The 24,605-nt window shown below is 58.8% G+C and carries 23 protein-coding genes and 1 pseudogene; 15 read left to right on the top strand and 9 right to left on the bottom strand.

Features of this window, described 5'->3' with window-relative positions; translation table 11 throughout:
- Nucleotides 1-94 precede the first annotated feature (94 nt).
- Nucleotides 95-1,567, top strand: a complete 1,473-nt coding sequence (locus M5J06_RS11035; protein WP_250224675.1) for an RNA polymerase sigma factor — start codon at nt 95-97, stop codon at nt 1,565-1,567.
- Nucleotides 1,568-1,654: 87 nt separating this feature from the next.
- Here M5J06_RS11035 and M5J06_RS11030 read toward each other — a convergent pair whose 3' ends face one another.
- From M5J06_RS11030 to M5J06_RS11005, 6 genes are all read right to left on the bottom strand, one after another.
- A complete protein-coding gene (locus tag M5J06_RS11030; protein ID WP_250224674.1) occupies nt 1,655-2,077 on the bottom strand; it encodes a hypothetical protein in 423 nt (140 codons plus the stop codon).
- A 119-nt stretch (nt 2,078-2,196) separates the two neighbouring features.
- Nucleotides 2,197-2,907 (bottom strand): dihydroxyacetone kinase phosphoryl donor subunit DhaM, encoded by a 711-nt coding sequence (gene dhaM, locus M5J06_RS11025; protein ID WP_250224673.1) that lies wholly within the window; start codon nt 2,905-2,907, stop codon nt 2,197-2,199.
- 3 nt (nt 2,908-2,910) lie between these two features.
- Nucleotides 2,911-3,576: a dihydroxyacetone kinase subunit DhaL gene (dhaL, locus tag M5J06_RS11020; protein WP_070563179.1), complete on the bottom strand. Its 666-nt coding sequence runs from the start codon at nt 3,574-3,576 to the stop codon at nt 2,911-2,913.
- A 2-nt stretch (nt 3,577-3,578) separates the two neighbouring features.
- Complete coding sequence (gene dhaK / locus M5J06_RS11015) at nt 3,579-4,580, bottom strand: dihydroxyacetone kinase subunit DhaK (RefSeq protein ID WP_250224672.1); 1,002 nt, start codon at nt 4,578-4,580, stop codon at nt 3,579-3,581.
- A 107-nt stretch (nt 4,581-4,687) separates the two neighbouring features.
- A complete protein-coding gene (locus tag M5J06_RS11010) occupies nt 4,688-6,478 on the bottom strand; it encodes a DEAD/DEAH box helicase (RefSeq protein ID WP_070522009.1) in 1,791 nt (596 codons plus the stop codon).
- 94 nt (nt 6,479-6,572) lie between these two features.
- A complete protein-coding gene (locus M5J06_RS11005; protein WP_012715089.1) occupies nt 6,573-6,824 on the bottom strand; it encodes a DUF3039 domain-containing protein in 252 nt (83 codons plus the stop codon).
- A 48-nt stretch (nt 6,825-6,872) separates the two neighbouring features.
- Between M5J06_RS11005 and M5J06_RS11000 the strand changes: the two genes are divergently transcribed.
- From M5J06_RS11000 to galE, 6 genes are all read left to right on the top strand, one after another.
- On the top strand, nt 6,873-7,355 hold the full coding sequence (locus tag M5J06_RS11000; protein ID WP_250224671.1) for a DUF3099 domain-containing protein: 483 nt from the start codon (nt 6,873-6,875) through the stop codon (nt 7,353-7,355).
- 78 nt (nt 7,356-7,433) lie between these two features.
- Nucleotides 7,434-8,975 carry a DUF7782 domain-containing protein gene (locus M5J06_RS10995; RefSeq protein ID WP_250224700.1) on the top strand — a complete coding sequence of 514 codons (1,542 nt, stop codon included), beginning with the start codon at nt 7,434-7,436 and terminating at the stop codon, nt 8,973-8,975.
- A 78-nt stretch (nt 8,976-9,053) separates the two neighbouring features.
- Entirely contained in the window at nt 9,054-9,530 is a 477-nt protein-coding gene (gene dtd / locus M5J06_RS10990; protein ID WP_250224670.1) for a D-aminoacyl-tRNA deacylase, read from the top strand.
- A 138-nt stretch (nt 9,531-9,668) separates the two neighbouring features.
- Nucleotides 9,669-10,664, top strand: a complete 996-nt coding sequence (locus M5J06_RS10985) for a sigma-70 family RNA polymerase sigma factor (protein WP_010190233.1) — start codon at nt 9,669-9,671, stop codon at nt 10,662-10,664.
- A gap of 286 nt (nt 10,665-10,950) precedes the next feature.
- Nucleotides 10,951-11,631, top strand: a complete 681-nt coding sequence (locus M5J06_RS10980) for a metal-dependent transcriptional regulator (RefSeq protein ID WP_070521996.1) — start codon at nt 10,951-10,953, stop codon at nt 11,629-11,631.
- 4 nt (nt 11,632-11,635) lie between these two features.
- Nucleotides 11,636-12,619 (top strand): UDP-glucose 4-epimerase GalE, encoded by a 984-nt coding sequence (gene galE, locus M5J06_RS10975; RefSeq protein ID WP_250224669.1) that lies wholly within the window; start codon nt 11,636-11,638, stop codon nt 12,617-12,619.
- Here the strand turns inward: galE and M5J06_RS10970 are convergent.
- Nucleotides 12,576-13,730 (bottom strand): DUF4192 domain-containing protein, encoded by a 1,155-nt coding sequence (locus M5J06_RS10970; protein WP_250224668.1) that lies wholly within the window; start codon nt 13,728-13,730, stop codon nt 12,576-12,578. The genes galE and M5J06_RS10970 overlap by 44 nt on opposite strands.
- Nucleotides 13,731-14,080: 350 nt before the next feature.
- Here M5J06_RS10970 and M5J06_RS10965 point away from each other — a divergent pair, with 350 nt between their 5' ends.
- The 5 genes from M5J06_RS10965 to M5J06_RS10945 all read left to right on the top strand — a co-directional run bounded on the left by M5J06_RS10965 (nt 14,081) and on the right by M5J06_RS10945 (nt 20,188).
- Nucleotides 14,081-15,100 (top strand): PAC2 family protein, encoded by a 1,020-nt coding sequence (locus M5J06_RS10965; RefSeq protein ID WP_070521987.1) that lies wholly within the window; start codon nt 14,081-14,083, stop codon nt 15,098-15,100.
- Between the two features lie 101 nt (nt 15,101-15,201).
- On the top strand, nt 15,202-17,775 hold the full coding sequence (locus M5J06_RS10960) for a DEAD/DEAH box helicase (protein WP_250224667.1): 2,574 nt from the start codon (nt 15,202-15,204) through the stop codon (nt 17,773-17,775).
- 167 nt (nt 17,776-17,942) lie between these two features.
- Nucleotides 17,943-18,968: a PTS sugar transporter subunit IIC gene (locus M5J06_RS10955; protein ID WP_232748462.1), complete on the top strand. Its 1,026-nt coding sequence runs from the start codon at nt 17,943-17,945 to the stop codon at nt 18,966-18,968.
- A gap of 28 nt (nt 18,969-18,996) precedes the next feature.
- Complete coding sequence (locus tag M5J06_RS10950; protein WP_070531451.1) at nt 18,997-19,374, top strand: hypothetical protein; 378 nt, start codon at nt 18,997-18,999, stop codon at nt 19,372-19,374.
- A gap of 103 nt (nt 19,375-19,477) precedes the next feature.
- Nucleotides 19,478-20,188 (top strand): VIT1/CCC1 transporter family protein, encoded by a 711-nt coding sequence (locus tag M5J06_RS10945; RefSeq protein ID WP_250224666.1) that lies wholly within the window; start codon nt 19,478-19,480, stop codon nt 20,186-20,188.
- Between the two features lie 110 nt (nt 20,189-20,298).
- Here the strand turns inward: M5J06_RS10945 and ahpD are convergent, their stop codons facing one another.
- Both ahpD and M5J06_RS10935 read right to left on the bottom strand, forming a co-directional pair.
- Nucleotides 20,299-20,832 carry an alkylhydroperoxidase, AhpD family gene (gene ahpD, locus M5J06_RS10940; RefSeq protein ID WP_250224665.1) on the bottom strand — a complete coding sequence of 178 codons (534 nt, stop codon included), beginning with the start codon at nt 20,830-20,832 and terminating at the stop codon, nt 20,299-20,301.
- Between the two features lie 43 nt (nt 20,833-20,875).
- A complete protein-coding gene (locus M5J06_RS10935; protein ID WP_070524465.1) occupies nt 20,876-21,469 on the bottom strand; it encodes a peroxiredoxin in 594 nt (197 codons plus the stop codon).
- Nucleotides 21,470-21,643: 174 nt separating this feature from the next.
- Between M5J06_RS10935 and M5J06_RS10930 the strand changes: the two genes are divergently transcribed.
- The 3 genes and pseudogenes from M5J06_RS10930 to M5J06_RS10920 all read left to right on the top strand — a co-directional run bounded on the left by M5J06_RS10930 (nt 21,644) and on the right by M5J06_RS10920 (nt 24,158).
- Nucleotides 21,644-22,603 (top strand): hydrogen peroxide-inducible genes activator, encoded by a 960-nt coding sequence (locus M5J06_RS10930; protein ID WP_250224664.1) that lies wholly within the window; start codon nt 21,644-21,646, stop codon nt 22,601-22,603.
- 735 nt (nt 22,604-23,338) lie between these two features.
- A pseudogene (locus M5J06_RS10925) lies at nt 23,339-23,623 on the top strand (transposase); the annotation flags it as partial.
- Nucleotides 23,624-23,726: 103 nt separating this feature from the next.
- Entirely contained in the window at nt 23,727-24,158 is a 432-nt protein-coding gene (locus M5J06_RS10920) for a hypothetical protein (RefSeq protein WP_250224663.1), read from the top strand.
- Nucleotides 24,159-24,605 lie beyond the last annotated feature (447 nt).

The following is a 24,605-nucleotide window of genomic DNA, read 5'->3' as shown; positions in this document are numbered from 1 at the left end:
CTCATCTCGGAGGCGGGCTAGCATCGGGGACTAGTCGCGACAAACTTGCGCGTCCCCATATTTTCCACTCAGAGAGCAAGTCGAAAGGGCGTACGTGGCAGCCACTGATTCTTCAGACCAGGTACTCGGCGAGGACAAGAGCACCTCCGAGGCATCTGCACCTGCACAGAAGACCGCCAAGAAGACGGCAAAAAAGACCGCTAAGAAGACGGCCAAGAAAACCGCGAAAAAGACTGCGAAGAAGACCGCCAAGAAAACGGCTAAGAAGACGGCCAAGAAGGAAACAAAGAAAACTACTCGCAAGTCCGCCCAGAAGGCCGCGAAAAAGACGGCCAAGAAGACGGTGCGCAAGTCGGCGGCAAAGAAGGCAACCTCGCCGGAAAGCGCCGAGTCTTCGGAGGACCTCGCAGAGGATCAGACCGATGAGTTGGACGCCGAGACGTCCGATGACGCCGACATCGACTTCGATCCGGACAACGCGGAGATGGACGAGGACGACGAGTTCGGTGACGATGATGACGATTTGGAGGATGAGGACTCCGAGGACGAAGAGGAGGATGGCTCCTCCGTTTGGGATGAGGATGAATCCGCTGCCCTGCGTCAAGCCCGTAAAGACGCGGAGCTGACTGCTTCGGCCGACTCTGTCCGCGCCTACCTCAAGCAGATCGGTAAAGTCGCCCTGCTCAACGCCGAGCAGGAGGTCTCCCTGGCCAAGCGCATCGAGGCAGGCCTCTACGCTCAGTACCGCATGGACGAGATGGAGAAGGCTCGCGCTGAAGGCGACAAGGCCGCCAAGCTCTCCCCCATGGAGAAGCGCGACATGCGCGCCATCGCTCGTGACGGCCGCAAGGCGAAGAACCACCTCCTCGAGGCAAACCTGCGCCTCGTGGTGTCCTTGGCTAAGCGCTACACGGGCCGCGGCATGGCCTTCCTGGATCTCATCCAAGAAGGCAACCTGGGTCTAATCCGCGCCGTTGAGAAGTTCGACTACACCAAGGGCTATAAGTTCTCCACTTATGCCACCTGGTGGATCCGCCAGGCCATTACTCGCGCCATGGCTGATCAGGCTCGTACCATCCGCATCCCGGTGCACATGGTGGAAGTCATCAACAAGTTGGGCCGCATTCAGCGCGAGCTGCTGCAGGACTTGGGCCGCGAGCCCACCCCGCTGGAGCTGGCGAAGGAAATGGATATCACCGAAGAGAAGGTGCTGGAGATCCAGCAGTATGCTCGTGAGCCCATTTCTCTGGACCAGACCATCGGTGATGAGGGCGACTCCCAGCTCGGTGACTTCATTGAGGATTCCGAAGCGGTCATTGCTGTCGACGCTGTGTCCTTTACCTTGCTGCAGGATCAGCTCCAGGACGTGCTCACGACGCTCTCCGAGCGAGAGGCCGGCGTGGTTCGTCTGCGCTTCGGCCTGACCGATGGCATGCCGCGCACTTTAGACGAAATCGGCCAAGTCTACGGCGTTACCCGCGAGCGTATTCGCCAGATCGAGTCCAAGACGATGTCCAAGCTGCGCCACCCATCACGCTCTCAGGTGTTGCGCGACTACCTAGACTAGGGAGAGCAGAAAGATTTCAGCGGCGAGGAGGTTTAACCTTCCTCGCCGCTTCTTCTGTGCTCTGCGCGCTCTATGCGCATTGGATGGCTAATAATTTGGCCCCACGACAAAAATCAGTGCCATGGAAACGAAAGGAGCAATGTAGCTCCAGCCCACGCCAATGAGCATTCCCCACACCGCCATACCGGTCCCCCTGTGCTCAGGGCGTCGCCCCGATCCGAGAATGAGCGCAGCAACGCCAAGGCCTGCTGCGCACCACCCAGTGATCATGGTAAGCATCGACAGCATGAAGCCAACGGGGCTGATGAGGAGTGTCAGCGCGATGTCGATAAGTGGCGGAAGGATAGCCAAGCCCAGTGCCCATGGGGCGAGCGGGTTCGGAGTGGATGGCCTTTCATAAGGCACCGGCGCATAGGAACCCGCATAGGAATTCGGATAAGCCTGCGGGTACGGAGCCTGGTACGGATCCGCTGCGTAGTAGTTAGGTTCCACATAGTCGGGCTGGGTCATGACTTCCCACTTTCGCGAAGACTCGGCTAGGTCACTGCCCGATAGCTTATGCGAAGGCAGCGGGCGCGGTCCCCGCGTACGGGGGTCATTGCCCGCTGCTCATCGATTTCCTTGGCGCCTTAACCGTCGAGCCCCAGCTCAATGCCCGTAGCAATCCGGTCAATGACCTCTTTATCAGCAGCGTCACCGCTGATAGTCACTGAAGCACCCTGACAAGCACCAAGAGACATCAGCATCATTGCAGAGTCTGCTTCCACCTCTTCGCCATCAAAGGAGAGGACAATGACACCGTCTGCCTCTGCGGCCATCTCCGCAACCTTGGAGGCTGGACGGGCGTGAAGTCCCGCCTCATCAGCCACAGTCACTGTCAGCGAGTACCTATCTGGGTTGGTTTCGGGCTCCTCTTGATCCACCGGATCAGCGGCGGCAGACTTCTTCAGCACGAAGACCTCGATGGCCCGTTCCGCAGCTCTGGCGACGGCCGCAAGGTCATCGCCTTGTTGGGCGGCGGTGGCGGCGGCAACGGCAGCCTCGACTAGTGGGGCATCCACAAACCGGACTTGTTCTTCATCAAGGAACTCAAGAACAGACTCAACGGTCATCGTGGCCGAGCCCAAGTCCGTGAGGACGACAACGCCGAGACCTTGGCCGAGGGCATGGCTGATGGCGCCTTCGATGTAGTCGTAGGAAGTTCCGATTCCGCCGTCTTCCAAGCCGCCGGCGGGAAGGATGGTCACATCAGCGGCCATTTGTCCGGCAAGCTCTGCTAGGCCTTCAGCGAGCTTGGCCGAATGCGATACAAGGACAAGCCCAACGCGCGGTTGTGTCATGTTCTATGCCTCCTTCGTTGAAGTCTCGGCAGCATCGGCAGCCGCGGCCAGGAACAGAGCCGAGGACGTAGCACCCGGATCCTTGTGCCCAGCAGAGCGCTCCCCAAGATAGGAAGCGCGGCCCTTCGTTGCCACCATCGGAATGGTATCCTCCGCGCCGGTTGCTGCGGCGTCAGCAGCCGCCCGCACAACCTCAGCGGGACTCAGCGCGGCATCCGCCGCTTCACGGGCAGCTCGTGCGGCCGGCGCCCAGGCGTCGACCATCGTCTTCTCCCCTTCCGCGGCCTTGCCGCGCGCAGTAATCCCCTCGAGTGCAGCCTCGATTAGACTGGCCACCGTGGGCGCATCAATCGCCCCGGAACCGGCAGCCTTAGACGCACGCAAGAAAGCGGTCCCTAGCAACGGCCCGGAGGCGCCGCCAACGGTGGACATGAGTGTCTTTGCCGTCAGTTTCAGAACATCAGCGACGGTAGAATCCTCTGGGGAGATTTCCGCGCCCATCTTCTCCACGACGGCGCGGAAGCCGCGATCGACGTTTTCACCGTGGTCGCTGTCTCCAATGGCGCGGTCAAGCTCGATGAGCTCCTCGCGGTGTTCATGCGCAGCTGCAGCACAATTATTCATCCACGCTAATGCCCAGTCGGTTGAAAGAGTTACATCATTTGTCATAGTTACACTCCTTGGCGTAGTGCGGCGGTGTGGCAGGGGGCGTCGAAAAGCGCTAGGTCTTCGTCGTCGGCGCGCATGACGCTCACGGAGCACCCGGCCATATCCAGACTCGTAACGAAGTTGCCCACAAGGGAGCGTTCAATGCTCACTCCTGCCTCCTGCAGGCGCTGAGCTACCCGGCGGTAAACCACGTACAGCTCAGAGGCCGGGGTGGCTCCCATGCCGTTGACAACGACGATGGTGCGCTCGCCTTCGCTCAGCTTAAGGTCTGCTAGGACGGGATCAAGCAAGTGGTCCGTTACGTCGTCGGCCGAAACCAGCGGAATTTCCTTGCGGCCCGGCTCGCCGTGGATGCCCACGCCCAGCTCAACCTCGTCTTCCCCGAGGTCAAAGGAAGGCTTGCCCACATGGGGCACGGTGCAGGCGGAAAGCGCCGCACCCATAGTCGCGGTGTTTTCTACCACCTTTTTCGCCACAGCGGTCACCGCAGCGAGGTCATCGCCGCGCTCGGCCGCGGCACCGGCTAGCTTCTCCACCAAGAGGGTTCCCGCCACTCCGCGACGGCCGGCGGTAAACGTAGAATCCTCCACCGCGACATCATCGTCCACAATGACCTGGCTGACCTCAATATCATCGAATTCAGCCAGCTCTGCCGCAGTATCGAAGTTGAGGACATCGCCGGTGTAGTTCTTCACGATGTAGAGCACTCCCGCCCCAGCATTAGCTGCCTCGGTGGCTGCTTGGATGGCATCTGGCGTCGGAGATGTAAACATAGCGCCGGGCACGGCCGCGTCCAACATTCCATGGCCGACGAAACCGGCATGCAGCGGCTCGTGCCCAGAGCCACCGCCGGAGACAATGGCAACCTTGCCGTGTTCTTTCTTCTGTTTGCGGGAAACAAACAGCGGGTTCGTGTTGCGAGTGACAATGTCACCGTGGGCTAACGCGAAGCCCTCTACTGATTCGGCTACTACGTTGTCCGGTGAGTTGATGAGCTTTTTCATCATCCATCTCCTTAGGTTTTCTTTGGCCTAGAGCACTTTTCTCACAATGCTGCCGAGCCTACCCTTCGCCACCGGATACTGTGCCGGATTCTACTGCGTCCGCGCAGCTACCACTTGCGCAAATAATCGATGCGCTCTTGCAACTGCTCAGCGTTACACAGCGCGGTAGGAGGTCCGCCGCAGGCCTTGCGCGCTTCGGTGTGGATGGCTCCGTGCGGGCGGCCGGTGCGCTGAGCGGTGATGGAGACCACCGTGTTGAGCTCCTTGCGCAGCGCGGAAATCTCATCCACCACGCCTGACTGGGATCCGGTGCTGCTTGCCGACGCCTCCGCCCCACGCTTGGGCGCATGCGGGGTGCCGTAGAGCTTGCGGCGTTGTTCCTCCGCCGCCTCAGCAGCCCGGCGCGCCTTCTCCTCTGCCTCACGGCGATCCATCTCATCGGACTGTTTCTTGCGCAGGAGGTCCTTGACCTGGTCGGCGTCGAGAAGCCCGGGAATTCCGAGGAAGTCTTCTTCTTCGTCGGTGATATTGCCCGTGGTGAACTGCGAGCCGTTGTAAAGCAGGCCGGAGAATTCTGCCTCCGCGCCGAGGGACTCATAGGAAGGCTCGAGCATATCCGGCTCGGACTTCTTCTTATTGGCGTCCTCGAGCAACTCATCGTCCCAGCCCTCCTTGTCGGGGTTCTTCTCCCCTCCGAGGACGTGGTCGCGCTGCTTCTCCATGTTCTCCGCCAGCCCCAGCAGGACCGGGACAGACGGCAAGAATACCGAGGCGGTCTCTCCCGGCATGCGGGAGCGCACGAAGCGGCCGATGGCCTGAGCAAAAAAGAGCGGGGTCGAGGCAGACGTGGCATAGACACCCACTGCGAGGCGCGGAACGTCGACGCCCTCAGACACCATACGTACGGCCACCATCCACTCGTCGGTGGATTCGGAGAACTCTGCGATACGCGCGGAGGAACCCGGATCATCGGAAAGGATGACGGATACCGGGGTGTTTGAAATCTGCTTGAGGATCTTCGCGTAGGCGCGCGCCGTCGTCGTATCGGTAGCGAGTACGAGGCCACCGGCATCCGGCATGTTGCGGCGCATCTGCATCAGACGCGTGTGGGCAGCTTGAAGGACGGTGGGGATCCACTCGCCCTTGGGGTCCAGAGCAGTGCGCCACGCGCGGGCGGTCTGCTCCGGATTGAGGATATCGCCGAGACGGGCCGCATGTTCCTCACCGGCGCTGTCGCGCCAGCGGGACTCGCCGGAGTAGCTGAGGAAGACCACGGGGCGCACGACGCCGTCGGCAAGCGCATCGCCATAGCCGTACGTGTGATCGGAGCGGGAGACCAAGTGCCCCTCACCGTCCTCCTCGTAGCGCACGAAAGGAATCTGGGAATCATCCGAGCGGAAAGGCGTACCGGTCAGGGCGAGGCGGTGCTCCACGTCGTCATAGGCCTCGCGCACGCCGTCACCCCAGCTCTTGGCGTCGCCGGCGTGGTGGATCTCATCGAGAATCACCAAGGTGCGCCGGGCTGAGGCCACCGCGCGGTGCTTAAAGGGGTGCATCCCTACCTGGGCGTAAGTCACCACCACGCCATCCATGGCGGGGTTGACTCCAGAAGAGTTCGTGAACTTCGGATCCAGCGCGAGCCCCACGCGGGAGGCAGATTCAGACCACTGCACTTTGAGGTGCTCGGTGGGCACCACCACGATCACGCGCTCTACGGTACGGTCCGCCATGAGCTCTGTGGCCACGCGCAGGGCGAAGGTAGTCTTACCTGCGCCTGGCGTTGCCACCGCCATGAAATCCTTCGGCTTGGTGGCCAGGAATTTATCCAAGGCCGCGCGTTGCCACACACGCAGCGAACCATTATTGGCAAATCTTTGTGCTGGAGTCTGTGTAGACACGGTCAGCGACTATCCCCCTCTAGTTATCCCAACATCCCGCTCTTGTGAAAGTCTTCGTTTTACGTCGACGCAATACTAAGCGTAGACGGCACGCTTAGCGGCGGCGCAGGCTCTTATATACCCGCTCGCAGTCCGGGCACACGGGCGAACCAGGCTTGGCTTGCTTGGTTACGGGGAAGGTCTCACCACAGAGGGCAACGACGTACTTACCGTTGACCGCGGAATCGAGGATCTGGTTCTTCTTTACATAGTGGAAAAACTTCGGGGTGTCGTCGTTGGTCGACGTATCCTCGCGGACATCAGGGCGTTCAATAGTCTTAGTCGTCGTACTCACGCCCACTATCATGCCGCATCGGTATCGAAGTTGGCGAGTCCTACCGCTACGCTGGTGAGCATGACCCCTTCGAACTCGCGCGATAACGTCCGCCATACCCCACGATCGGGGCGGCGGCGTGGGCGTCGATTCGGGCGCAAGGCTTATCTCATTACAACCGCCAAACTCGCTCCCGGCCAGGACCGGCATCGCCGCGAAGTTATTTACTCCATTTTGCAGTTTCTGCGCATCCCTTCACTGCTTCTAGCTGGTGTCATGGTGTATGCCTGGCATTGGTGGATAGCCGCCGCCCTCGTCGTGGGCGTCACCTTCCCGCTTCCCTGGATAGCCGTGGTCATCGGCAACGGGCGGGGACAGAAGAAGGACAAACGCGACAAAGCGGTCTACAAGCCCGCGCTCGCCCGACAGATGGCGCAGGCACGGCGCGAACAAATCACCAGCGGTGCTCATGGCGAACTTCCCGACGCGCCCACATCGGAGGATTCCCCCTCAGACACGAACGCGGAGAGTTCAACGACCAACACAATTGAGCACGAAGATTAAGAAGTCACCGTTTCCTTCCCCAACTATCAAAGGATATTTTTTGTGAGCACCCAACAGCCCTCCCCTTTCGGCCCGGCGATGAACCCGGACAACCCCATCGCAGACGTTGCGGAGGAACTAGCCCACGTCTTTGCTGAGGCAGGGTTCAGCGCGGACGGTATCGCGGGACACCTGGGGCCGGAGTACACCGAAGCGCTACATCGCGGCGAGCCAGCCGCCGTGGCACTAGGAGCAAGCGGTGATTCCCGCCTGGACCACCTCATTCGGATCTTCCTGCTGCACGAACACGTAACGGCCACGCTGCTTTCCGACGTCCTCGGCGCACGCCTAGCCACCCGGCTGCTCGATTGTGGCGCAGTGCTTACCGACGAGCACGGCACCGCCTACGTGGCTTATGACATTCGGCCACACGTCATCGTGGGTAAGAACCGCATCGTGTTTTCCGATGTTGATGCCTCCCTAGTGGATCACGTGCCCGGCCCCGAGCACGTGTTGGGGGTAGGCTCTGCCAGTCTTTCCCTCTTGCACTCGACCCCGACCACACCCGTGTCCTCAGTACTAGACCTGGGCACGGGTTCTGGCGTACAAATCCTTGGGCAACTGGAGTCTGCTGAAAGAATTGTTGCGACAGACGTTCACGAGCGAGCCCTCCACCTTGCCCGCGCTACCGTCGCTGCTGCAGGCGCAGAAAACCGTGTTGAGCTTCGCCAGGGTTCTTGGTTCGAGCCCGTGCAGCACGAGAGCTTCGACCGAATCGTTGCTAATCCTCCGTTCGTGGTGGGCTTGCCCGAGGTGGGCCACGTGTACCGGGATTCCGGCCTCAATCTGGATGGAGCAAGTGAGCTTGTCATATCGCAAGCTGTGGAGCACCTCAACCCAGGGGGCACCGCACACATTCTCGCTGCGTGGGTACACCAAGGCGACAAGTCTTGGCAGCAGCGGGTTGCCTCGTGGCTGCCGGATACCGGCGTGGCCGCGTGGATCATTCAGCGCGACGTCGCGGACCCCGCGCTCTACGTCTCCACGTGGTTGAGCGATGAATCCGTGGATGTTCGCACCGCCGAAGGCCAGGAGCGTTCGCGCCGTTGGCTGGAGCATTTCCGCGATCATGATGTCACCGGCATCGGGTTTGGTTTCGTGGCTATCCAGCGCATCGCAGACGACGAGCCCTCCGATATTTTGGCGGAGACCATGGCGCAGCCAGTCATCGATCCGCTCGGGCCCGAAGTGGAGGAATACTTCGCTCGCATTGAATGGCTACGCAACCTGGTGCCGGGTGAGCTGGAAACAAAGCATGTGCAGCTGCGCCCAGGCGTCGCCCGCGAAGACGTTTCACTGCCCGATACGAAACTTGGCATGGGCTTTGAGCGCGCAGCACTTCGGCTCAGCCGCACCGACGGTCCGCGCTGGCAGCATGACGTCGACGAGCACCTCGCGGCGATCGTCGCCGGGCTCAATCCCCACGGGCTGAGTATTGGGGAGACCATCGAGCTCTATGCCGCCGCGCAGGGCTTTGAGGAATCCGAGTTGGTTAGCGCCGCGCTTCCAGCCATTGTGGATCTCATCCGCCATGGGCTACTCATCCCTACGGAATTGTTGGCATTTAGCAACACTGAGTAGCCCCTCCTTTCCCTCAAGCCCCTCGCGTTTGTCATCTGAGAAAGAACTCCTCCCCAGAAAGGTCGTGTACTCCCTCCCATGCGTGCTGTCTTAACCCGCGTTTCCGAAGCTACCGTCACCGTAGACAACGACGTTGTCGGCTCTATTTCCTGCCCGGATACCGGCGGCGTCTTAGCGCTCGTCGGTGTTTCTCGCGAGGACGTCGCGGCAGGATCTGACTCCGGCACTACTGAAGGACCAACCTTGGAGGAGCGGATGGACACGATGGCGCGCAAGATCGCTGAGCTGCGCATCCTAGAAGGCGAGACCAGCGTGGCCGACAGCGGTGCTCCTGTTCTGGTGGTAAGTCAGTTCACCCTCTACGGACGAACAGCCAAAGGCAGGCGCCCATCGTGGTCAGATGCCGCACCGGGTGAAGCCGCGCAGCCGGTTATCCAGGGAGTTGTCGCTCGCCTTCGCGAGCGCGGAATCACTGTGGAGGAAGGCCGCTTTGGAGCGATGATGCGCGTCTCCTCCGTGAATGAAGGACCGTTTACCGTGCTTGTTGAGGTCTAGCTTCGGCGCGCCTCCCCCAAAATGGCCTAAAACCTCCCACACATCCCGGGTGATTAAACATTTTTGGGGCCGTGGGAACTATCTGACGCGAAGGTCCGTTGTAGGGGATGAACCAAGCCGCAACTTAGGAGGCATGAGATGGCCACATCATCCGCTGCTAGCGTCCAGGACGAGGACGGACAGGAAGTTGACCGCGGCTCACGCCGTAACCAGACCAATGACAATCCCTCCGCGGACTTGGTCCGCGTTTACCTCAATGGAATCGGCAAGACTGCGCTGCTGAGCGCCGAGGACGAGGTTGAATTGGCACAGACCATTGAGGTTGGCCTCTACGCCGAGTACAAGCTTGCCAATGCTGAGAAGCTAACTCGCGCGGAGAAGCGTGACCTGAAGATCTTGGCCCGCGAAGGTAAGAAGGCACGCTCCCACCTCTTGGAGGCAAACTTGCGCCTCGTGGTCTCCCTGGCCAAGCGCTATACCGGCCGCGGCATGCCGCTACTGGATCTCATCCAGGAGGGTAACTTGGGCCTGATTCGCGCTATGGAGAAGTTTGACTACGCCAAGGGCTTCAAGTTCTCCACATACGCAACCTGGTGGATCCGCCAGGCCATTACCCGCGGCATGGCTGACCAGTCCCGGACAATTCGCCTCCCCGTGCACCTGGTTGAGCAGGTTAATAAGCTTTCGCGTATCAAGCGCGAGATGTACCAATCCCTAGGCCGCGAGGCTACGAACGAGGAGCTCGCAGAGGAATCGGGAATCGAAGAGTCCAAGATCGAAATGCTGCTGCGCCAGTCCCGCGATCCTGTCTCCTTGGATATGCCGGTGGGCACCGATGAAGAGGCTCCACTGGGAGACTTCATCGAGGATGCCGAGGCAACGGACGCCGAAACCGCCGTGGTTGCTTCCATGCGCCACTCCGATATCCGCTCCGTCATTGGTTCTTTGGAGGAGCGCGAGCAGGACGTCATCCGTTTGCGCTATGGCTTGGACGATGGGGTTCCGCGCACCCTCGACCAGATTGGCCGCAAGTTCGGTCTCTCCCGCGAACGCGTTCGCCAAATTGAACGTGAGGTCATGGCCAAGTTGCGCGAAGGCAACCGCGCCGATCGCCTCCGCGAATACGCACTCTAAATCTCTTATTCGAATCCTGGCATGAGCCATCGAGCCAGCTACCTGCTAGCCCAGCTGAAACAGCATTGTGGGTTATGGCGGTCAGTGCTCGGTGGCTTTCGTCGTTCCACATGGTCCCGCGAGGTTGCTGTACCCTCCCGTCGAACCCCGCCGGAAGCACAGCGCTGCGCGCTCTATACTTTCGACGAATGCGCTATTGTTTAAGTTATTCTCTTAATACATCCTTATTACCGCGTCTAAACCTATGTGGCTACGCACCGCCCACAACGCAGAAAGGTAAGCCCACGTGAGGGACCTAGTTGACACCACGGAAATGTATCTGCGCACCATCTACGAGCTCGAAGAGGAAGGCATCACTCCCCTCCGCGCTCGAATCGCAGAGCGTTTAGAGCAGTCTGGGCCGACCGTATCCCAGACCGTGGCTCGTATGGAGCGCGATGGCCTGCTCCACGTGCGCACTGATCGCAGCCTCGACCTCACCCAACAGGGCCGCGAACTGGCAACCAACGTCATGCGCAAGCACCGCCTAGCTGAACGTTTGCTCACAGACGTCCTTGGCCTGGATATCGACAAGGTCCACGACGAGGCTTGCCGGTGGGAACACGTCATGAGTGAAGAGGTAGAAAAGCGCGTCGTCGCGGTATTGGAGGATTCCTCGCGCTCACCATTCGGCAACCCTATCCCAGGCTTGGCACAGTTGGGCACGACTCCGGTGGAGCTCGACTTGGGAACCCGCGCCATCGACCTTCCCACGGGGCAAGAAACTGAAGCCACCATCGTGCAAATCAATGAGGTTTTGCAGGCCGATAGCTCGACCTTCGATGATCTTTATTCCTGCGGAATCCAAATCGGTTCGCAGGTGACGGTGGTCAATGAGAGCGGAACCATTACGCTGACGACGAAATCTGGGCATACCGTCGAGCTTGTCGACGATCTCGCCCACGCCATCCGAGTTAAGGAGAAGTAAGACGATGAAGCTGTTAGTTACCGGTGGTGCCGGATATGTCGGCAGTGTGTGCGCGGCAGTCTTGGTTGAAAAAGGCCACGACGTCACCATCATCGATAACTTCTCTACCGGCAACCGCGAGGCCATCCCGGAGCAGGCGCGTCTCGTTGAAGGCGACGTCGCTGATGTCGCTCGTGACGTGTTGTCTGAAGGTGGATTCGAGGGCGTGCTGCACTTCGCGGCGCGTTCCCTCGTCGGTGAATCCGTTGAAGCCCCCGCTGACTATTGGCAGCATAATGTCGTAACCACGCTGACGCTCCTGAACGCCATGCGGGAATTCGAGGTCACAAACCTCGTCTTTTCCTCGACCGCGGCGACCTACGGCGAGCCAGCGCAAGTGCCAATTACGGAGTCGATGCCTACGCAGCCAACGAATCCCTACGGCGCCTCCAAGCTCGCAATTGACTACATGATCACGTCCTATGCCACTGCCTACGGCCTTGGGGCGACCTCCTTGCGCTACTTCAATGTCGCCGGAGCCTACGGCACCATTGGAGAAAACCGCGAAGTAGAAACCCACCTCATTCCCCTTGTCCTGCAGGTAGCGCTGGGGCACCGCGACAAGATTTACATCTTCGGCGATGACTACGACACCGCCGACGGCACCGCGGTCCGGGATTACATCCACATCCGAGACCTGGCAGAGGCCCACGTCCTAGCGCTGGAGAGCAACGCCGCAGGAACGCACCGCATCTACAACCTTGGCTCCGGGGATGGCTACTCCGTCAAACAGGTCATTGAGGCCTGCCGCGAAGTAACCGGTCACCCCATACCGGCTGAGCTTGCACCTCGCCGCGCTGGAGATCCCGCAACACTCGTGGCCTCCTCGGAAAAGATCAAATCCGAGCTCGGGTGGAACCCCAGCCGCACCGATCTAACCACCATCGTGACAGACGCGTGGAACTTCACCCAGCAGCTCGGCGAGCGGGCACATTCTGCGCATCGCTAGCCGTATCCTCTGAATGCTCCTCCCCTTCCCCTATAGCGTTTTCATAGGCTTTGAGGGCGCCTGTATGAATTGAGTCCCGAATCTTTTCGTGCAGGCCATGACGGTATGCCTGGCACAGGAGTGAGCCTAGGCGGTGGCTGGGAAATTCTTCCACGACGAGCTGCAATGCAGGACCGGCGAGGATATCCCACTCCTGTTCCAGCTGCGCCAGCGCAAAGAGAGTCAGCGCGTTTGCCCGCAACTCGCCGCCGAATGTCCGCGCCGCCGCCAGAAGGAGATTCGCTCCCGTTTCGCCCGACGTCGCGCACACGTCCACGACAAGGTCGCGTGTCCACGTCGTCGACAGCCACACAGCACAGGTTGCCAGCAGCTCACTGTCCTGCTCAGCCTCCTCCACCGACGCCACCTGGTGAAGCGCCCACCGAGCATCGTCGAGCAAGTGATCCAAGAGGTCCTTTCGTTTCTTTCCCCGCGCAGCTGCTACCTGCGCACGATACTGCGTCGCCGCATCTCGCGCTTGCCGCGCCAAGGCATCGGCTTCGGCAGTATCCAGATACTGGTTCCCTGCGGCAAAGACAGCAAAGAACTCCTCCCTATTGAGCTCCGGTACAACATTGTGGTCGACGCAAGAGCGCATCGAGGGGGCGTCGGTCAGCGCCGGAATTGTCCCCTCAACCCACTTCTTCATTGGCCCGCTTCCATCCGCGTTGACGGTTCCATGAAGCAAGACATAAGCCTCATGTTTGGTGATTTCCCGGGTATGCCACGCAGCGTCGACCTCCAGCCCGTCCTCGGCGCGGTCTAGGCCATATAGCCAGTGAGCCACCTCCCTGAGCTCAGTGAGGGGACGATTCGAAATAAGGAATGCGAACACACCTTCGCGGGCGTGTTCGGCCAGTAGCGGCGAGATGTCCGCTACTGCCCCTTGGGCATCTGCGATGTCGACGCGAGCAAGCGGGCCCATGGCTGGGCCTCGCGGGGTGGTATCGATAGCCATGAAAACCACCGATTCAGTGGGATAGAAGCCTAGGAGGCCAGGGATGTTTGCGAGGAGGTGACCTGGGGTCGTTATCGGTGGAGTGCGGTCTGTATGCGTTGAGAGTGTGTTCATACCCTGTAGCCTGAACCACACCTACCTCGGTTCGCTAGAGCACTAAGACCGTCCACGGCACATCTGTGGATAACGAGTCCGGGCTAGTGCGCAGTCCACTGGAAGTAGCCCGGTTTTCCACACCCAGCAAGTGGAATCCTGGCACAACCAGCCTCCATATGGCATGCTTGAACGATCATCACTGGTTCCCTGCGGGAGCCCCCGCGCGTACAGACCAGCTTCGCGTTCGCCCCGGACGCCCAGTCGCCTCTGGGAATAGGCGGTAAGCCTTAAGCGTTGCATGTCACAGAACACTGATTGAGGTCGTACGCTCGAGAACAAGCACACGGCTAGAAGGAGGAGTCACAACCATGCAGGAAGAACAGCGCCGCATGTACGAGCTGGAGTACCCCGCTCCAGTGGTCAAGGATGATTCCACTCCAGGCGCAGGCCCCACAATGATCGTTGCCATGAATGGCTACGCCGATGCAGGCCAGGCCGTTGAAGCCAGCGCTGATCACCTCAAAGCCGCGTTGGAAAACCGCCAGCTGGCCTCGTTTAATAACGACGAACTCATTGACTACCGTTCACGCCGCCCTGCCGTCACTATCGACCATGACCGCACCGTGGAGATTGAGAACACGGATTTGGGCATCAAGGTATTGCGGGATAATTCCGGCACGCCTTTCTTGCTACTGTCCGGACCGGAACCGGACTTGCGGTGGGAGGCCTTTACGGATGCGGTAGTGAACTTGGTTGAAAAGTTCGATATCAAGAACACCATCATGCTCTACTCCGCGCCCATGCCGGTGCCACACACCCGCCCCACGGTGGTCACTGCGCACGGCAATGCCCCGGAACTCCTTAACTCTATGGTGCGCATGGAATCCACCATGATGGTCCCCGGCGCAGCCGCCCTGTATATTGAGCGTGCCTTGGATAAGAAGGGCCGCCGCGTGGCCGGCTATACCGCGCATGTGCCGCATTATCTGGCGGCCTCGCCTTATCCAGCGGCCACGCTCCGTCTTCTGGATTCGGTTGCCTCAGCCGTCGACCTCAACATTCCCTTGGGTAGCTTGGAGGCAGACGTGGCTCGCGTCAACCAGCAGCTCGAGGAGCAGGTGACGGATTCTGAAGAGATCGCGGGCGTGGTCCGCCAGTTGGAAGAGCAGTACGACGCTTATATGGAGCGCTACCGTTCCCGCCATCCGCAGGCCATTATGCCGGGTGAAGAGCACATGCCTACGGGCGAGGAGATCGGGGCTGACTTCGAGGCTTTCCTTGCCGGGCTCGATGACAACCCGGATATCCTCTCTGAAGACATCGACGACCGCGAGGATAACTACGGGCGAGACGAGGGCCCCGGCTCAGACATGGACGATGACGTCTAACCTCAGATAAGCTCAACACGCCGCGGCTGTCGAGGGTCTCGGTCGTTCACAGCCGCAGGGCGGAGACTTATACTCTAAGGCTTTCGCCTAAGGTGGGACGGGTGAACCTTTCTCAGATGTTGCCCGATCTCGCCGAAGTCCCCGAGCCGATGGTTGATGAGGCCATCTGGGACACGTTTTTATCGTGGACCTCCGGCCGTGGAATCTCGCTGTACCCGGCGCAGGAAGAGGCCTCTTTAGCTATCCTCGCGCAGGATAACGTCATCTTGGCCACGCCTACCGGGTCCGGTAAGTCCATGGTGGCCAATGCCGCCCACTTCATAGCTTTAGCGCGAGGGCAGCGCAGTTTTTATACCGCACCTATCAAGGCCTTGGTGAGCGAGAAATTCTTCGCTCTCTGTGAGATTTTTGGCCCAGAAAACGTTGGCATGATGACCGGCGATGCCACCGTGAACGGTTCCGCTCCCATCATTGCTGCGACCGCTGAGATTGTGGCGAATATTGCGCTACGCGATGGCTCAGAAGCTGCCATCGATCAGGTGGTCATGGATGAGTTCCACTACTATTCTGAGCCGGATCGCGGTTGGGCCTGGCAGGTTCCGCTGTTGGAATTGCCGAAGGCACAGTTCTTGCTCATGTCCGCGACCTTGGGCGATACGACGTGGCTGGAGAAGGACTTAACTGAGCGCACCGGACGCACGACGACGCTCGTGGCTGGGACAACCCGCCCAGTCCCGTTGGACTTCTCTTACGTCTTTTCCGCAGTCCATGAAACCATCGAGGATTTGCTCGCTGGTGGCAAGGCTCCTGTCTACGTTGTCCACTTCTCCCAGCGCGAGGCCTCAGAGCGCGCGCAAGCATTGACGTCGCTGTCAAAGATCATCACCCCAGAGGAGAAGGAGTCCATTGCCGCTGAGCTCGCGGGATTCCGATTCACCACGACGTTCGGCAGGGACCTGTCTAAGCTGCTTCGCAAGGGAATTGGTGTGCACCATGCCGGCATGCTGCCGAAGTATCGGCGCTTGGTGGAGCGGCTGGCCCAAAAGGGTCTACTCAAGATCATTTGCGGAACGGATACCTTAGGTGTTGGCATCAATGTTCCGATCCGCACGGTGTTGATGACGGGCCTGGCCAAGTATGACGGAACCCGTCAGCGGATCCTCAAGTCCCGCGAGTTTCACCAGATTGCCGGTCGCGCCGGCCGCGCAGGCTATGACACGGAAGGCACGGTCGTCGTAGAGGCGCCGGAGCACGAGATCGAAAACGCCAAAGCGCGGCGGCGCGTGGGCGATGACCCGGCGCGCCTAAAGAAACTGAAGAAGAAGTCCGCGCGCGACGGTGAGGTCTCTTGGTCGGAGCAGACCTATGCCCGGCTTATCGACGCCGAACCGGAGCAGCTCACTTCCCAATTCCGGGTCTCCAATTCCATGCTGCTCAATGTGCTCGCCCGCCACGGCAACGGTTACGAACACCTAAAACACCTGCTGCGTACGAGTCACAACACGCGTGCGCGCCAGAACGAAGACATCTTAACGGCGCTGAGCCTGTTTCGAGGGCTTCTCAATTCAGGCGTGGTCCAAAAATCCACCAAGGGTCTCGACATCTATGGACGCCCGTACCACGTGGTGCGGGAAATGCCGCGCGATTTCGCCTTGAACCAACCTTTGGGGCCCTTCGCGTTGGCGGCACTCACCTTGCTGGATCCGGAATCGGACACCTATGCCCTCGACGTCATCTCGGTCTTCGAGGCGGTGCTCGATGATCCTCGCCAAGTCCTAATTGCTCAGCAAAAGCAACGCCGTGGCGAGGAGATCGCGGCGCTCAAAGCAGACGGGGTGGACTACACCGAACGCATGGCCATCGTGGAAGACATCACCTGGCCGAAGCCACTCGAAGAGCTCTTGGAGCAGGCCTACGACACTTTTTGCGAAACCAATCCTTGGGCCAAGGAATTTGAGCTGCGTCCTAAGTCTGTGGTTCGCGACATGCTAGAGAGCGCCATGACCTTCTCCGACCTTGTCGCCACCTACGGACTCGCCCGCTCTGAAGGCGTCATCCTGCGCTACCTCACTGATGCTTGGCGCACGCTCAAGCAGTCGATCCCTGCCGAGTTCCTTACCGAGGAGCTCGAAGACATCATCGTCTGGCTCGGAGAACTTATCCGCCAGGTTGATTCTTCGCTCGTCGACGAGTGGGCTGAAATGGCCGGCGAGGACTCCCCCATTTCCCAGGCGGATTTGGACCGCGAATTGGCCTTCGGCGTTGAGGATCCCACCGCCTTGACAGCCAATCAGCGCGCCTTTGGCATCATGGTGCGCAACTACTTCTTCCGGCTCGCGCAGCTCTTTGCCTTGGAGAAGGAAGATCGCTTGGCAGATTTGTTGGATTATTTGGAGGAGATCCCCGACTTTGGCCAAGCTCTCGATGACTACTTCGATGACTACGATGACATCGATACTGGGCCAGCAGCACGGGGGCCGGAGTACTTTGTCCTGGACAAGGGCGACAAGGGCTCAGGGGCTCGTGGCGTCGGGGGTTCACGATCGTGGACCGTCCGGCAGATCCTCAAGGACCCAGAGGGGGACAACTCCTACCACATCGTTGGCACTGTCGATTTGGATGCCTCCGATGAGGCTGGTGAAGTCCGGCTGTCCGAACTACACGTGGAATACTAGGGAATTTAAATACACCCTTCCTTTGTTATTATTCTCCGTCAACCGCATATTATGCGTATGATTGGGGAATGAGCACGCCACAGCAGATCGACGAACGCCAGCTTTCCCCCATCCCCCACGCCAGCGCCGCGCCCGCGGCCGAGCATCTCGCTCTCGGATCCTTCACCATGAAGGTTCTCAACGGCATCTCGATCGCCGTCGTCGTGTCGCTCGTCCCGCAGGCCTTGCTCGGCGAGTTGGCCAAGGCGCTGCTCCCCTTCTGGTCCGGCGCGTCCACCGTAATAGCGCTGACGGGTCTAGCCGCCAGCCTTTTACCTGTGATGATTGGTGTCCTCGTAGGCATCGAATTCAAGATGACACCGATTCAGACCGCAGCCGTGGGCATTGCTTCCTTCTGCGGCTCCGGGGTGGCCACCGTCAATCCCGAAGGCGGCTTCTTCCTCAAAGGCACCGGGCTCGTCATCAACTCTGGATTAACCGCAGCCATGGCAGTTGGTTTGCTCCTCTTCATCGGCGATAGGCTCAAGAATTACTCCATCTTGTTGCTTTCCACCATCGTGACGCTCGTTGCGGGCAGCATCGGATGGGTCGTCACCTTCCCCATCGTCAAGGTCTTTACGCTGTGGCTTGGTGACCTCGTGAACGGTGCGACAACTTTGCAGCCGGTCCTCATGGGCATAGTCCTCGCCGTTCTTTTTGCAGTCATGATCGTCTCCCCAGTCTCCACCGTCGGCATTGCTACCGCCATCTTTATCGACGGCATCGCCTCTGGCACCGCCAACCTCGGGGCCGTTGCCGCAGGTTTCACGCTCCTCGTTGCCGGCTGGCGCGTAAACGGCTTCGCCACCTCCATCCTGCATGTTCTGGGCTCTCCCAAAGTGCAGATGGCCAATATGTTGTCCAAGCCGGTCACCTTCCTTCCCGTCATTTGCTCCGCCGCAATCCTGGGCGCAGTTGGTGGCGCTCTAGGGATCTCGGGCACACCAATCTCCGCCGGTTTCGGAATTTCCGGACTCATGGGCCCGCTGGCGGCTCTCAATTACGAAGGGTGGGGATGGAGCGCCGGCAACGTGATGATCATTACCTTCGTTTATGTCGTACTTCCCCTCGCCCTTGCGCTGCTCTTTTGCTGGCTCTTTGAAAAGGTTCTGCACTTAACCAAATCTGAATACTTTTCCCTCGATTTCAAGTAGCGACATGGGGAGTACAGTGGGCGCCACTATGACTAACCCAAAATCCCCAGCCACCAGCATCCACCTTGCCGGCGTTAGTTTTGAGACGCATGAGGACTCAGTCACTGTGCATTGGCTCCTCGGAGGCATGCCCCACCACCGTGACGTCGTCTTTAAGCTGCACACCCTCGACCTTCAGCTCATCGCCCACTTCGAGCAAGCCAACCTCAGCTCGATGGAGATCGCTTCATACGGAGAAGACACGAGGGACGCCCACCGTCCAGTTGATTATCAATACAACTACTCCCCCGAGGCACTCGCAATCACGCTGCCCACCGCCCACTTTGATCTCAAAGAGGAAGTCTTCACGATGGGCCTGTCAGTGGACGGCATCCCCTGCGGTGAGTGGACTGGAACGATTACCTAAGCCTTCACTCCCTACACACAGCGAAGCCTATACACGCTTTACAGGACTCTGACCAGCGACGATACTGGAGTAAGAGCAGTTCTCTAGGAGTCAGGAGCTGGAAATGGCACACCATGTCAATGAGCCCCATGGCGATTCACACAACGCGCGGTTAAATTCCCTTCGGGCGGGAGTTCTCGGCGCCAATGACGGCATCGTCTCCGTCGCTGCACTTCTGCTCGGCGTCGTGGGGTCGGGGGCGTCGGCAAGCGCCATCCTCACCGCCGGCTTGGCCGCAACCGTATCGGGAGCCGCGTCGATGGCGCTGGGAGAATACGTCTCGGTGTCAGCGCAGCGTGACTCCGAACGGATGATGATAGATAAGGAGACTCGCGAACTGGCAGAGCTCCCTGAACAAGAACACGCCGAACTCGTATCCATGTTGGCTGACTACGGCATGAACACCGCTACCGCAGACACCGCCGCACATGAGATCGCCGCCAAAGATAGGCTCTTGGAGGCACACCTGAGGCTGGAAATGGGCATCGATGGTGAGGACCTGACAAACCCTTGGCACGCCGCTTTCTGGTCGGCAGTATCTTTCCTTGCCGGTGCAGCGCTGCCCCTCCTGTCAATCTTTATAGCCCCGATGAGCATGGCCGCAGCAGTCGTAGCCGTGATCACTCTCATTGCCCTGGCGATTACGGGCTACGTGTCTGCTCGCCTCGCAGGTACGAATGCCGCACGTTCCGTCTTCCGCCTCGTCATTGGTGGAGCGCTCGGGCTAGCCATTACCTATGGCATCGGCGTTGCCTTCGGCGGGGTCATCGGCTAGAAGGCCGCAAACCGCCCCCAGCCCTTTGAGACACAAAAAGTCCCACTCCCCTGTACATAATCACGGGAGTGGGACTTTCTATCGTGCGCCTAAGAAGGCATGCTGTTTATCTACTCAGCGGAGCGCACAGCCTCAGCCTGCAGCGCCTGCGCCACAGCCTGAACGACGCCTGCGACCTTGACGCCTTCCCAAATCTGCTCCTTGGTCACGCCCTCCTCCAACAGAGTATTGGCGTGTGCAGTCAAGCAGTGCTCGCAGCCATTGATAGCAGAGACAACGGTGCTCCACAGCTCAAACGTTGCCTTGTCTACGCCAGGCTTAGCAATGATATTCATGCGCAGACCAAACTTGACCTGAGCGAAATCATCGCCCAACCAGCTCTTTGCGCGGTAGGCCACGTTGTTCATAGCCATCACCGTGGCGGAGCCGAGAGCTGCGTCAACTGCCTCTTCACTGAGCTGCTCGCGGGCTTCCTCAAGAATCTCCTTCAGGACCAGATCATTACGGGTGGCGGCCGCAGCAGCGACCAAGCTGCCCCACAGCTGCTCCTCATTCAGCTCGGTCGTACGCGTCAGCGTACCGATGTTGAGCTTCTGATCCTTGGCATACGCCGGAAGTGCGGACTTCAGGTTGTCGATGGACACTGAGTAACTCCTTTATGGTTGGACGGTTGTGCTTAGCGATGTCTTACAGTGCGGACTGAACGACCTCAAGCTTGTCGATGTTCTTCGTCGGGTCATTAGCCTCCCAGTTGCAGGCACAAACCTCTTCGGACTGCAGCGCATCGAGCACGCGCAGAACCTCATCAACGTTGCGGCCGACAGCGTCCGGGGTCACGGACACGAACTGGATAACACCGTCCGGGTCAATGATGAAAGTTGCGCGGTCAGCAACGCCGTCGGCGTTCTCCACACCGAGGGCGCGGATGAGGTCGTGGCGAATATCAGAGAACATCGGGAACGGGACTTCCTTCAGCTCCGGGTGGGTTGCACGCCAGTTGAAGTGCGCAAACTCATTGTCGGTGGAGCCGCCGAGGATCTGGGTATCGCGGTCCTGGAATTCCTCATCCAGCTTGCCGAAGGCTGCGATCTCAGTCGGGCACACAAAGGTGAAGTCCTTCGGGTAGAAGAATACAACCTTCCACATCCCCTGGTACTTGTCCAAAGACACCTGCTCGAAGTAATCCTCCGGCTGGTTAGCGTTGACGTCGTGGAGGTCGCCGCCCTTCAGCGCAGTCAGTTCGAACTCTGGGAACTTCTCACCAACGGTCAAGATAGGCATAGAAGATTCAACTCCTTCAATAGTCACAACAATGCACAAAAGTGATGCAAATCTCTACGACCGCACACCATTTTGCCTTTTAGCTGGTACGCAGCCGCTCGCTTGTTAAGTATGCCACGAACCCCCCTCGCACGTCAATAGGCCTGACGAATTAGAGATGTTAGAGTTATAGGCATGAACAATAAGGAGTATCGCCCAACCCTCGCCCAGTTGCGCACCTTCGTCATGATTGCGGAGAACAAACACTTTGGCTCCGCGGCCGCCAAACTCGATATCTCCCAGCCTTCGCTCTCCCAAGCACTCGTCGCCCTCGAACAAGGCTTGGGCGTCCAGCTCATCGAGCGCTCTACCCGCAAAGTCATCGTGACGTCCACCGGCGAGGCGCTCCTCCCCTACGCCAAGGCAACGCTCGAAGCTTCCGATGCCTTCCTCAGCCAAGCCCACGGTGCAAGCGGTACGTTAACTGGCCCCCTCACCATCGGAATCATCCCCACCATCGCGCCCTATATTTTGCCGGGGCTGCTGAAATCCATCAGCGAAACCTACCCCGATCTAGAACCACGCTTCGTCGAGGAGCAGACTCAACACCTGTTAGACAAGCTGCGCGAGGGCAACCTGGACCTGGCTATTGTTGCTTTGCCCACCGAGGCCACCGGGATGGTCGAGACTCCTCTCTATAGCGAATCCTTTACCGTCGTAACACCGGCAGGGCACCCGCTCGCGGGGCGTGAGGATCTCACGCTCGAAGAGCTTGCAGACCTTGACCTTTTGCTGCTTGACGACGGCCACTGCCTCCGCGACCAAGTCCTCGACCTATGCCGTCGTGCCAAGGTGAACCCCTCCGAAGCCACCAATGCCGTCACCCGAGCATCATCGCTGACTACTATCCTGCAGCTCGTCATGGGGAATCTAGGCACTACCCTTGTCCCTGAATCAGCGCTCGCAACGGAATGCCAAAACCCGCAGCTTGCGGTCGCCCGTTTCGCCCCCACGGTAACGGCGGAGCGCCAGGTTGGACTCGTGTTCCGATCGTCTGCTGCCCGCGCTGATGAATTTCGTGCCTTTGGCTCTTTGGTCACCGCCGCCTTCCAGGACGCTGCGGAACGCTCCCGAGCCCTCTTCCCGGCCTCGTAATTCGAGCCCATTACGTTGTTAGCAGTTCCGCTTGAAGGAGCCCAGGATTCGTACTCCTAGCCCCATGCTGGGGCAGGCTATGTTTATCTGCGTTCCTTCTGCCTTGTGGCAGTGGAACTAGTCGCTGGCTTCGGTATGGCTTGTTTTCGTCCCTGTCTGAAAATGATCCGGGGGGTGATGCCGCCGAAGGCAGTGGTGATTCTCGCCTTACTACCCATGAAGATAGTTGGAAGGAAGTTGAGTGATATTCATGACTGGTTCAAGTTATCGATCAAGAGTATTTGGATATAATTTTAGTCGGATCGTACTTATCTTCGCAGTACTCTTATTGTGTGTCTACTTCTTGACCAGAAGAGATCAAACCGCCTTTATCACATGCGGTCTTTTAGTGTCTCTGGCAATTTTCTTTAATGTCGGGGTGTTGCTGAATGATGAAATCCTTCGGATTTCAGTTCTTGGCATTCCAGTTAGCAACGTTCGTTTGGAATCTCTGAAGGGGGCGGAGATCCTTCCCTCGGGCCCCATACTCGAATCCCAAACGTTTGGGGTTCACTTCCTGGATGGCACTATTTCATTCCATGCCGGTTCTGCAAATATCCTCCTACACCGCAATATCGGAAGACCCGTTCGCTTGACGGTTAAAGACCCAGAGGAATTTTTACACCTCCTAGCGGAGAACTCCGCTATTCGACCCGCTTCTCACAGTTAAGCCCCCGGTGCCGACACAACTGGCAACCAAAAGCGTACCTCGAAGAGCTACTCACTCAAGCATCACCCGATCCGACGCGTCAGATGCTCGGTGATTTCATCAACCAAATTCTATCTTCCCAAGACGATACTGTCGGCAGCGCTGACTACGGCACCACCAGCGACAACCGCGTCAACCACCGCAACGGCTACCGCCACCGACTACTGGATACACGGGTCAGCACCGTCGATGTGGCTATCCCGAAACTACGCCACGGTTCCTTCTTGTCTGACTGGCTGTTAGAACGACGAACCCGTAGCGAACGTGCCATGTAGATAAGCCTCTGGGCACTAAAGTACCCAGAGGTACTATGCAGTTGGCATGGACTGCGGAAGCTGCATTGACTGTCAGTAGCGCGAATACGAGGAGTGAAACATGGTAAATAGTTGGAGCATAACGTCTTTTGCCCATTACATGAATTCGCTTTTAAAGCGGTATTTTGCTCAAGAAAACCTCATTTCTTCCGGAGCTGTCGAGCTACGGGCAGCTTGGAGAACGGCTCAGTACGTCTACTGCGTATTCTCAGTAATGTCCACGAAAGGACTTGCGTATGTTGGCATGGAAATGCCCCCAATACCGAGTACTGGGGGAGTCTCATCGGAAGAAGATACTGCTGTCAAGGCCTGGGCAGATCAGCTTGCCGGTGATCCATTCGCCGGGGATTTAGACTACGGTTGCGGAGATAAAATAAAATGGCTCGGAACCGTTAGCGACAACACGCCTCAACGCTTTATAGAATTGAGGAGAGCGAAGGCAGACAAAAAGATGGGCACAGAGCTTTATATTCCACGAACCGGCCACGGTTAATCATTTACCCCCTGCCTCACCGCGCCTATTTTAATCTATGTTTTTCTCCATATTGAACCACTGGGGAACCACGTCGCTGCCATCATTGGACTCACGTAGCGGGAACATTGTCTTCACTCCACGTGGCTCTAGTCCTCCAGGGACCCACACTGTAGTTTCTATTACTGCTCGACCCTTATTGCCAATGGAGTTGTGAACATCCCAGTAGTCCCCGGTGATTGCCGGGGGAGAACGGAAAGTGTTCATGACTATCTCCATTCCGCCAGAGGATATGGTTCCGCAAGGTCGGTATACCGCAGAGCAAAAGGAGAAGGTGGTCCTTGAGTGTTCAGAAGACTGAAATGGTAGCGGTGTGGTGAGTATCTGGTAGCGCCTGAGTGAGTATCCGGTAGCGGTGTCTTACTCAGGCGTTGTTGGTGGTTATGTGTTGGTGGTGAGGCGCATGTT

Origin of the sequence: Corynebacterium intestinale (assembly GCF_023574125.1) — a bacterium.
Lineage (GTDB): Bacteria > Actinomycetota > Actinomycetes > Mycobacteriales > Mycobacteriaceae > Corynebacterium > Corynebacterium hesseae.
Note: the sequence above shows the minus strand (reverse complement) of the source record. Positions and strands in the feature narration are given on the sequence as shown.